9 protein-coding genes and 3 pseudogenes are annotated in these 10440 nt (G+C 55.2%); 6 read left to right on the plus strand and 6 right to left on the minus strand.

The features are described from left to right. On the plus strand, positions 1–199 hold a 199-nt coding region (locus tag CE491_RS30630), incomplete at its 5' end, for a hypothetical protein (protein ID WP_234407503.1). A gap of 7 nt (positions 200–206) precedes the next feature. Here the strand turns inward: CE491_RS30630 and CE491_RS03720 are convergent. From CE491_RS03720 to CE491_RS03730, 3 genes are all read right to left on the minus strand, one after another. Next, positions 207–875, minus strand: coding sequence for a hypothetical protein (locus CE491_RS03720; protein ID WP_199884977.1), 669 nt, complete (start codon positions 873–875; stop codon positions 207–209). Beyond that, entirely contained in the window at positions 868–1530 is a 663-nt protein-coding gene (locus CE491_RS03725) for a hypothetical protein (protein ID WP_234407504.1), read from the minus strand. Before CE491_RS03725 ends, CE491_RS03720 begins: the two co-directional genes overlap by 8 nt. 617 nt (positions 1531–2147) lie before the next feature. Further along, complete coding sequence (locus CE491_RS03730; protein ID WP_110947015.1) at positions 2148–2576, minus strand: hypothetical protein; 429 nt, start codon at positions 2574–2576, stop codon at positions 2148–2150. A 225-nt stretch (positions 2577–2801) separates the two neighbouring features. Between CE491_RS03730 and CE491_RS03735 the strand changes: the two are divergent. Beyond that, positions 2802–4164, plus strand: a pseudogene (locus CE491_RS03735) (IS1182 family transposase). A gap of 471 nt (positions 4165–4635) precedes the next feature. On the opposite strand, the gene CE491_RS31020 reads toward CE491_RS03735, so the two are convergent. Further along, on the minus strand, positions 4636–4794 hold the full coding sequence (locus CE491_RS31020; protein ID WP_324880239.1) for a DUF2790 domain-containing protein: 159 nt from the start codon (positions 4792–4794) through the stop codon (positions 4636–4638). Here CE491_RS31020 and CE491_RS30640 point away from each other — a divergent pair. Together CE491_RS30640 and CE491_RS03745 are read left to right on the plus strand one after the other, a co-directional pair. Further along, positions 4768–4920 (plus strand): annotated as a pseudogene (locus CE491_RS30640) (DUF2790 domain-containing protein); the annotation flags it as partial. The gene CE491_RS31020 and the pseudogene CE491_RS30640 sit on opposite strands and share 27 nt — an antisense overlap. Positions 4921–5122: 202 nt before the next feature. Continuing rightward, complete coding sequence (locus tag CE491_RS03745) at positions 5123–6139, plus strand: alpha/beta hydrolase (protein WP_110947016.1); 1017 nt, start codon at positions 5123–5125, stop codon at positions 6137–6139. A 151-nt stretch (positions 6140–6290) separates the two neighbouring features. Here the strand turns inward: CE491_RS03745 and CE491_RS03750 are convergent, their stop codons facing one another. Next, complete coding sequence (locus CE491_RS03750) at positions 6291–7103, minus strand: formate/nitrite transporter family protein (RefSeq protein WP_110947017.1); 813 nt, start codon at positions 7101–7103, stop codon at positions 6291–6293. 80 nt (positions 7104–7183) lie between these two features. Then, a complete protein-coding gene (gene cynS / locus CE491_RS03755) occupies positions 7184–7624 on the minus strand; it encodes a cyanase (RefSeq protein ID WP_110947018.1) in 441 nt (146 codons plus the stop codon). Between the two features lie 278 nt (positions 7625–7902). On the opposite strand from cynS, the gene CE491_RS03760 reads away from it, so the two are divergent. Then, on the plus strand, positions 7903–9750 hold the full coding sequence (locus CE491_RS03760) for a sigma-54 interaction domain-containing protein (protein ID WP_407681323.1): 1848 nt from the start codon (positions 7903–7905) through the stop codon (positions 9748–9750). A gap of 287 nt (positions 9751–10037) precedes the next feature. Next, a pseudogene (locus tag CE491_RS03770) lies at positions 10038–10301 on the plus strand (transposase); the annotation flags it as partial. Between the last annotated feature and the right edge of the window lie 139 nt (positions 10302–10440).

Genomic DNA, 10440 nt, shown 5'->3' on the forward strand with positions numbered 1-10440 from the left:
TCCCTCGGCGCTCTCAGTCCCGTTGAGTATCGTGAGAGCCTGGGCTTCGCGGCATAACCAGTCCAAGTTTTTATCCGCATCCCCACTGGGTCAATTCAGCGTCAGCGCCAGCAACAAGCTGGCCGGGAGCTTTGCAGCCATGGTCACGCTGGCCTGCAGCCTACGTTGGATGCGGCAATACTTTTCGTATAAAACCTAAGACACCGCTACTGGTCAGTGCTCTGGCTCAGCGTACTGATGCGCTTTATTGTTGGGAACAATTTGTCCAAGGTGGCGCGCGCTTGGGCAGCGTTTATGTAGGCGTAGAGCAGATCGGTCAATCTTTCGAAGTCTAACCGCTGTCCCTCTAACATCGGATTGAGTAGCCAAAGCTTGATCCGCATGCCATTCGCCACTGGCCACGCATCCGGCGCGGCCAGTGATTTGAAGCTGGCGGGTTTGAGCGCTGGGACATGGCTTCCAACGCTGACCGAAAAGACTATTGCGAGACTAAAGTGGCTCTGCTCCAGTTCAAACCCATCGAAGTAATGCCATGGTGTGGCCCCAATTGCGTTGTTGAACTGCACGGAGTCTGGGGTCAACAGCAGCACTCTTTTTCCATGTCGCCGGCGAAACGCTTCGCTGCAGAGGAGTCCTGTTAATCCGGCTCCAAGTACCAGCGTGCCGGGTATCCAGAACCACATTTGCGCCGAGCGCAGATGCCAGGACACAGGCAAGCTCATTAACCAACCACCAAGTATCACAAGCAGTAACGCGACCAGCGCGGTCCCCGCCGCTTGCACTAACGACCGCTCTCGTATTTCGCAGCAGTGAATCGGTCCGTCGGCCTCAGCTTGCAGTTGCTCGAGCAACATTTCCTCGTTCGAGTTATCCATGATGTTGCAATGCATCAAGCCGCTGTTGCGCACAGGCGGACTGCCAATAAGCATTTAGTAACGCGCCAATGTCATCACAGCTTAACTTTTTGCCGCCGCACATTAACCCGGCGGAGTGAATGCGAATATGCGGTTCAGGCGTATTGAGCGCCATGGCCTGATTGCCGAAAAACTGCCGCACGGGGCGGTGGGTCGGCAGGACGGCATCAGGATGCAAGGTCAATTTCTGCAGAGTTAGCAGGCCTTCGTCTTTGACGTAAATGTCGACGATATCTACTAGATTGACCGGCGAGCTCAGCGAGTCGACGAACAATTGGCGACGCGTCAGGCGCATGAAGCTGTGCTGGCCGGCATTACGGTGCTGCCACGTAACTACTGCGAAGACCAGAGTCAGAAACGCGCCACTTACAATCAGTCCGGTGTCGCCCGCATGCATGCCCCACGCAAGCACGCCCAGCGATGCCAATGTCACCAACGGACCAAAGACCTTGTAGCGACGTGTGTTGGTGAATTCGCTTTGCTCTGGCACACGCTCGATCACTTGCCGGAGTTCGTTGATTACCCGGTCATGCTGGGCTTCACGGGATTCGCTGTAATCGGCGCTGAGGGACTCGGACAAGCGTGCGAGCGGGTCGGGTTGCTGTGGCGTGGTCATCGAGAAGTCCTTGTAAAGAGTTGACAGTGAGCTATCGAAGGGAGTGGTATTGATCAGATGGCTGAACCAGGCTTGATCGGTAAAGTTCGCACTCGCCTGGCCTATGTAAGCGATTCCGCATTCGAGGTCACGCCCAGGTTGTGGAGGCGCCGGGCCGTGCGGGGATGCGCGTCAAAGGATGGGCTGTAGGCCCGTATAGATCACTAATGAACGGGCCCAAGGTGCGAGCTAGGCGATCGTATAAAAAATCTCGCCAGGCTAGTGCATGCCAGGCGTCCATCCGTGGTTTCAGCCAAGTGGCGACGGCGGCCAGCAACAGCCATTGGCTGATGATCGCCAATCCTTTGCGCAGCCGAACCAATCAAGGTCGGCATCGAACTGATCAACTTGCCAGTGGAAACTGTCACGGCGTGCTCCCTCCGAGGAGCGTACCTCGCCCTCATCGGGTAACTGCGCCAACAACGTATCGCTAGGGTGCTCGATCATTGGCGCATTACCTGCCCATTCATCACTACGCTCTGGGCACGCCACCTCTGATGGCTGCCCCATACTATGAAAAGCAGTGGCAGCAACAGCATCGCCAACCCCAGCCGCAGGTTACTGAATCGGTTCACCGCTTACTGCCTCTGAAGGTATTCAGTAAGAAACGCCTGGGCATCGCCCTGGCTGGACAAATCTTCGTCATAACTAACCTGCAGGGCCTTGGCCTCTCCAGGCAAGTACAGTTCTCCCCAGCCTTCCTGTAAAATCAGCACGACAAACTTTTTGCCGTCGACGGTGGTGAAGTAACGTGTGTCCTGGGAACTTTTCGCCACGGTCATTTTCTGGATTCGCATATTCCATTCGTGGTCCACATCCTCCAATTGCACCAATGCTTGATTGTCACTGCGTTCGCCGATGCGCAATGTCCAGACCTTGATGCCCTGCTGCCCCTTGTAGGCTATTACTTTGTCCGCCACCTGCGGACGATTCTCGGCATGGGCAACATCAATCATTAGCATCAGCATGGTCGCGAAGAGGGTAGCCCATTGACGGAAAATCAGCATCGTTCGTCTTCCTTGGATAAAAGGGGCTGTTATTAGAACTCGTACATGACATTCTGCCAAGAGTAGCGGAGGTTGTATCGCCGTGGTGTCGAGGCTGATGCCGAATTGCCCATCTGCCGACGCAAGCGGCTGACCAACTTAATATCGCCGATTCTGTTGAAAAAGTAGCCCCCCTGACTGGCCTCCGGCAAAGTCTCTTCATTGGCCGCAGGGGGATCACACAGCATGATGGGACAGTTATCGAGTGGGCAGGATCGGCTGTTTTACTCGTTCAACATTGAAGACCTCATCCCAAAAATCACCTTCTGCGCAACATTGATCGGTGTCTTGATCTGAGCGACCTGCGCCATTACCTCGCCGATTTCTATAGCCCGATTGGGCGTCCGTCGATTGATCCTGAACTGATGATCCGCATGCTGATCGTCGGCTACTGCTATGGCATCCGCTCTGAACGGCGGTTATGCGAAGAGACCTGGCGTATCGCTGGTTCTGCCGGTTAAGCCTTGAAGACGAAGTCCCCAATTACTCGACCTTTTCCAAAAATCGACACGGCCGTTTTCGGGACAGCGATCTGTTTCGCTGGCTGTTCAATGAAGTGCTGCGTCGGTGCATGGACGCCGGCCTGGTCAAGGGCGAAGGCTTTGCCGTCGACGCCAGCATCATCAAAGCGGATGCGAGTCGGCAGCGCGGCGTATCCGGTGATGAACCGGTCGACTGGAGCGAGCCGGCCCTGAGCACCCGCGCCGTGCGTGAGTACCTTGAAGGCCTCGATGAAGAGGCTTTGGCCGAAACGCTACCGAAGCGCCTGTCGCTGACTGATCCTCAAGCCCGCTGGACCGCAGCTCCAGCTGGCCCAGCGTTCTACGCTTACTCCACGAATTATCTGATCGATACCGAGCACGGCGTGATCATGGACGTAGAACCCACACCCGCTCATCGAACCGCAGAAGTCCAGAGCACCAAGACCATGATCGATCGGTTCGAAGCGCAATTCGACATCAAGCCGGAGCGCCTCATTGGCGACACCGCTTACGGTATCGCGCCGATGCTGGCCTGGATAGTGGAGGAAAAAGACATCGAACCGCATGTGCCGGTGTGGGACAAAACCGAGCGCAAGAACGACAGTTTTTCGAGCAACGGTTTTCACTGGAATGAAGAGGCTGAGGAATACCGCTGCCCGGCCGGAAACCCATTGCGCAGCGAATGGCGAGCCTTCAAGAATGAGCGTTCTCATGTCACCAAAGCCAACACCATCATCTTCCGCTCCCGGCAGACCGACTGCGCTACGTGTCCGATGAAAGCCAAGTGCTACCCGAACACAGCGTTCCGCAAGATCGCTCGCAGCGTCCATGAAGCCGCTCGCAATGTGGCTCGGCGAATTGCAGCAACGCTGGCATATCAGCGCTCTCGCCACGAACGTAAAAAGGTCGAAATGTTGTTTGCCCACCTCAAGCGCATCCTGAAATTGGATCGCCTGCGGCGACGTGGCATGAGTGGCGCGACGGATGAATTTACGCTGGCCGCTGCGGTGCAGAACTTGCGACGGCTTGCCAAATTTTCATCTCAAGGGCCACCAGTCATGGGATAGGTGCGTCTGCACCGAGCAAAAAACCTCAAATTAACCCAATAACAGAGCGGTAAAGATCATCGAAGGGCCGAAAAACCACTTAATGTGGTGAGTACGTTCTCCAGTGGTGGTCGTGCCCGAGTTCAGGTCATTTGAAAATCCGACTTTTTCAACAGAATCGGCCAAAAGAGGACGCTCTGTTATCGCCAGAGCTGGATTGACCCCGTTGCCGAAACTTCACTGACCCAGGCTTCCAACTTGGGGAACATTACCAGTGCTGGATTTTCACCGATCGGTGTTGGGTCAGTGTGGCATCGGCCACTGGGTCAATTCGGCGTCAGCGCCAACAACCCGGCAAATATTTTGCCAAGGGATCTTACGTGACGGTAGGAAATGGGGTTTGTCTGCAACAAGGGTCTATCTGTGAAGGCTCTTGCAATGGCACCACCCCTGAGGCCAAGCACTGGCCTCAGGCAGAGTCTCGGTGTCGCATCAGTTCGTACACCCATTCCCTACGACAAGGTACTCCATGATGTGGCGGTCACCTTTAGAGTCATCGTACGTCAGCTGGACCGGCACCACGTTGCAGACATCAGGTACCGGATCCGCCGCCACCACATTGGCTATTCCCAGAATCTGGATATCGCGCACGTTGTGGCGATTACTCAGGTGCCCAATGTCTGCAAGGTAGTGCCAGTCCAGATTACCTGCCACGACTCGAAGGGAACCCGGCACATCATGGAATACCAAGTTATAGGGAATGGCTGCACTAATTAATCCAGCATCGACACTTTACCTGAGGCTACTACAAAGCATCAGAGTCAGTGCCGCTGCCGAAGCCTTTCCCTCATATGTCCCGCACGGACGTGGACATCACTCAAGAGATCGCTGTGGACCCTCTGGCATCCGCCAGAGCCATACCCGCCCGAATATCACCGCTACCAGCTGATTACCGGCCCATAGCTCAGGAACTTGAACCATGAATCTGTCACGCACACTCACTGCGGGCCTGCTGGCCTTTGCCGTCAACCGCGCATCTGCTGCAGGCGGTCCTGGTGTCGAGGCCACGACCCAGGCTTTCCTGGAGGCCTTGGAGGCAAACGGCGGTAGGCCGCTGGAGACCCTCTCACCCGAGGACGCTCGCGCCGTACTGACCAGCGCCCAGGCTAGCGTCGAGGTAGACGTAAGTGGCGTACAGGTCGAACGCCGCAGCATCGAAGTAGACGGCAAGCCGTTGGGAATTCGCGTAATACGCCCACAAGGGGCTAAAGGCGACCTGCCTGTATTCATGTTCTTCCATGGCGGGGGTTGGGTGCTAGGTGACTATCCCACTCACGAACGTCTCATTCACGACTTGGTGGTAGGCTCTGGTGCGGGAGCGGTGTACGTCGATTACACGCCGTCGCCGGAAGCGCAGTTTCCCACCGCGATCAATGAAGCGTACGGTGCCACCCGTTGGCTAGCTGAAAACGGTAAACAGATCGGCGTTGATGGAAGCCGACTCGCCGTCGTGGGTAACAGCGTCGGTGGCAACATGGCCGCAGCGGTTGCAATCAAGGCCAAAGAGGTAGGCACGCCGAAGCTGCGCCTTCAGGCGCTGCTATGGCCGGTGACGGACGCAAACTTCAACGACGCCTCGTACAAGTGGTTCGCCGATGGCCACTTCCTCACTCGCAGCATGATGCAGTGGTTCTGGGACAGTTACACCACCGATCCGAACCAGCGCAACGACATCCACGCCTCACCACTGCGCGCCAGCCTGGAGCAGCTGAAAGGCCTGCCTCCTGCTCTGGTCCAGACCGCCGAGATGGATGTACTGCGCGATGAAGGTGAGGCTTACGCCCGTAAGCTCAATGCTGCTGGTGTCTCGGTTACTGCAGTCCGCTACAACGGCATGATTCACGATTACGGTCTGCTCAACGTGCTCGCCCAGGTTCCCAGTGTCCGCCACGCGATGGATCAAGCCGCGCAAGCGATCAAGATGCACCTAATGTAAGAGCTTAGGTTTATAGCGGGAGGGTTGATGGTGGAGAGGCGACCTCGGGTAATCACCGCCATCCCGCCACCGCTCGCGAATTGAGTCAGATAGGATGCCCCGATTGCTCAGGGCTCTCCGGCAAACCTACTGTAGGTTCTGGGCACAGGGTTCAGACAACAACCCGTTTAGCGCCTGTTCTGATATGTGTGCCATAAAGCGTCAAGCCGGTGAATGCCAGACCGCCCAACAGATTGCCCAAAACGGTCGGAATCTCATTCCAGACGAGGTAGTCCATCACGGAAAAACTGCCGCCCATGATCATGGCCGATGGGAACAAAAACATGTTCACAACCGAATGCTCGAACCCCATGAAGAAGAACAGCATGATCGGCATCCACATGGCGATGACCTTACCGCTCACAGACGTTGAAATCATTGCTCCCACTACGCCCATCGAGACCATCCAATTGCACAGCATGCCTCTGAGGAAGATGGTGATCCATCCCGCGACGCCATAGTGTGCATACCCTAAGGTTCGAGCTTCACCGATGCTGGCAATTTTTTCACCGACTGCGCCAGGGCTCGCATTGAAGCCGTAGGTAAAAACGAACGCCATCATGAAGGCAACCGTTAGCGCACCTGCAAAATTACCAACGAAGACCAATCCCCAGTTACGAAGCACTCCGCGTCCCGTCACGCCAGGACGCTTGTCCAAGAGCGCGAGAGGCGTAAGCATGAAAACGCCTGTCAGAAGATCGAAGCCCATCAGGTAGAGCATTGAAAATCCTACTGGAAACAGGACTGCACCCAGCAGTGCTGAGCCACTCTGCACTGCAACGGTAACGGCGAAGACCGCCGCCAGAGCCAGTATCGCTCCGGCCATGTAGCCTCTGATCAGAGTGTCCCGCGTCGACATGTGAATTTTTGATTCACCTGCATCCAGCATCTTGGTGACAAACTCGGACGGTAATAGATAAGACATTGGAATCACCTCAAAACTGGTTTTGAAAGAGGCCGCTTCAGGCCTCTTGCGTGGGGCTGGTGCGCTTCAGTGCATGAGGATTACCAGGAACGATAAGGCAGAAATTTTCCGTTGAGAGTCAGAAGCACTCGATCACCTTTGGGATCTTCAATCTTCTCGACGTGCATTGAGAAATCGATGGCACTCATGATGCCATCGCCAAACTTCTCCTGAATCACGTCTTTGAGAGTCGGCCCATACACGCCGACTACCTCGTACAAGCGGTAGATCATCGGATCCTGCGGCACCGTGTTTTCCCACGACTTAGTAGGAAAGTCGGTCATGGCCATAGCCACTTCCTCACCCAGTTCCAGGACTTCACAGATGCGGGCAGCAACGTCGGGAGCGGCACTGTTCATACCGTAGCAGACCGAGGCCAGCCACACAGGCGCCTTCCCAACCTCCTCGCTCAATCGATCCCAAGTCATTTCCTTTCGGGATTTGGCGGCCATCACGGTGTGGTGCATTTCCATTTTGTTCATGTCTGCAGTCTCGTAGAGCGGTTATTTAGTGAAACGACGAACAAGACTTAGCGAGAGTCGTGCCAAAAGCGATCCTCACTTAAATAATTGATTTATATGAATTTTTTTAACGGTAGATGGGGAGAAAATTTAACGATAAATCGTTAGTAACCATTTTTCGTGATTTATTTACGAAATCTCGTATATTCAGCTCAACTAACCCAACCCCGTAGAACAGTGGGAATTCGCCCGTGACCACCAATATTGCGCTTGAATCCGTCGCCCAGGCTCCCGTGGCTATGTTGGTGGTTGAACCTGAATCCGACTCGATCATTGAGGCGAATACTGCCGGGCTTCGCTTGCTAGGCTATGCGGAAAATTCGACCCCTACGAATCGCTTCAGCCACTTCATCGGTGGAGGCATTGCCCTCTGGGTCAGTTTCACGGACGAGGTGCTCACCCTTGGTCAGGCCTGGTCCGACGATCTGACGCTTATGGATCTGCAGCGTCGAAATCACGCAGTGGAAATGACTGCGACGGCGCTGCACGGCGGCAAACGCATCTTGTTCATGATTCAGGATCGTGATTGGCTGGAGACTCGTCGCAACCGTTCAGAAGCCCGGCGTCTACACCGTTTGGGTCACGTGGGATGGGAGAGGATCAGCCAGGTCTTCGAGCGGATCGAGCGCCAGAACCGATTGATCCTGGGCGCTGTCGGTGAAGGCATTTATGGACTCGACACCAACGGCCATACCACGTTTATGAATCCGGCCGCCGAGAGAATCGTCGGATGGAGTGCGAACGACCTCGTGGGAAAAAACGCTCACCAGCTTTTTCACCACAGCCACAGTGACGGCACCCACTACGATGTAGAACAGTGCTCCATTCATGCATCCTTTAGCGACGGGCAGGTGCACAGGGTCGATAACGAAGTTTTCTGGCACAAGAATGGCGACCCGATTCCCGTCGAGTACACCAGCACTCCCATCTTTGAAATGGGCCGCCTGGTCGGGGCCGTCGTTCTGTTTCGCGATATCCGTGAACGACAGCGCGCAGAGGCCAAGCTTCGTGACGCCCTTAACGAGGTGGAGCAACTTAAGCTCCGCCTAGAGCTCGAAAATCAGTATCTGCTTGAAGAGATCAAAGCTGAGCGCAATCACCACGAAATCGTTGGAGAGAGCGCTGCTGTTTTGCATTTGATCCGACAAATAGAGCTGGTCGGTCCGACCGACGCGAACGTCCTTATCAGCGGCGAGTCCGGAACGGGCAAAGAACTGATTGCTCGCGCTATCCACGCCAGCAGTCCACGAAGCGAGCGGCCGCTGATTCGCGTCAATTGCGCAGCCATACCTAGAGAGCTGTTTGAAAGCGAATTCTTTGGCCACGTCAAAGGGGCGTTCACCGGCGCCGTAAATGACCGCGTAGGGCGCTTTGAGCTTGCTGATGGCGGGACTTTGTTTCTTGACGAGGTAGGTGAGATTCCATTGGAGCTTCAGAGCAAGCTGCTGCGGGTACTGCAGGATCAACAATTTGAACGCGTAGGTGATAATCTCACACGCGCGGTTGATGTCCGGGTGATCGTTGCGACAAACCGCGACCTGCGAGAAATGATCGGCACCGGGAGCTTTCGGGAGGATCTGTATTTTCGTCTGAATGTCTTCCCTATACGCTCGGTTCCCCTTCGTGAGCGATTAGGGGACATTCCGTTGCTGGCCAGCCACTTTCTAAAGCGGGCCAGTCTGGCCTTCAACAGGCCTGAGGTGCGTCTGCCTTTGGCACAGGTCGAAATTCTGAAGCGATACTCCTGGCCTGGAAACATCCGCGAACTGCAAAACGTGATCGAACGACAAATCATCGTATCCCTGGACGGCCGGTTGAGATTCAACGAATTGTTAACGACCAGTTCTCACACAAAGAACCCACCCGTTACTACCTCTGAGATCGTCACAGAGCCAGTGCGCGATGAAGACCTGCAGCATCAGCTCAAACTCAACATCATTGCTATGCTTTTGCGCACAGGAGGGAAGGTATCAGGGGATGGAGGTGCTGCTGAATTGCTGGGATTGAAGCCGACGACATTAGCATCGCGGCTCAGAAAATGGGGAATTGACGCCCGTCAGTACAAGCGCTCGCAATCCCGAGGCTGAATATCTGAATGGTCCTCCCTAAAGGCCCTCTGTCAGAGGGCGAAATCGACTTGCTTGAACAAGCAATTCCTCGTCTTGCGGCTGAAGCGACAGCGGCGGCATATCACCGGGCGCTATCCGCTGGCCTATCCGTACTGGTGTCACGAGGCACTGACTTAGTCGAAGTCTCTAACAGTGCGCCAGATAAGATCGTTGGCTCGGTCCCCCCTCGCCGGAAGGTCTCTGTAGTGGTCCAATGAAACCGGACACCCATATAGGCGAGAATACCCGCCCTACTGAGGTGTCAGATGACCAAGCAACGCCGTACCTTTTCACCAGAATTCAAACGCGAGGCTGCTGACCTCGTGCTCAAGCAAAACTACAACTTCATCGAAGCCAGTCGCTCACTGAGTGTGGGTGAGTCGGCGCTGCGCCGATGGGTCGACCAGCTTCAGCAAGAGCGTACCGGCGTCACGCCCTAGAGCAAGGCCCTGACACCCGAGCAGCAAAAAATCCAGGAGTTGGAAGCTTGGATTGCTCGCCTCGAACGCGAGAAATCAATATTAAAAAGGCTACCGCGCTCTTGATGTCGGAAGCCGTCTGAAGCTGTCGAGTGATCGGTAACGGGGTAATCCCCCCTGAAACCAGTGCTCGTCAGAAATAGAATTTTCTCCTAATCGGATCAAGGAAATTTTGCATGAAGACATCACG

This window comes from Pseudomonas bohemica (genome assembly GCF_002934685.1).
Lineage (GTDB): Bacteria > Pseudomonadota > Gammaproteobacteria > Pseudomonadales > Pseudomonadaceae > Aquipseudomonas > Aquipseudomonas bohemica.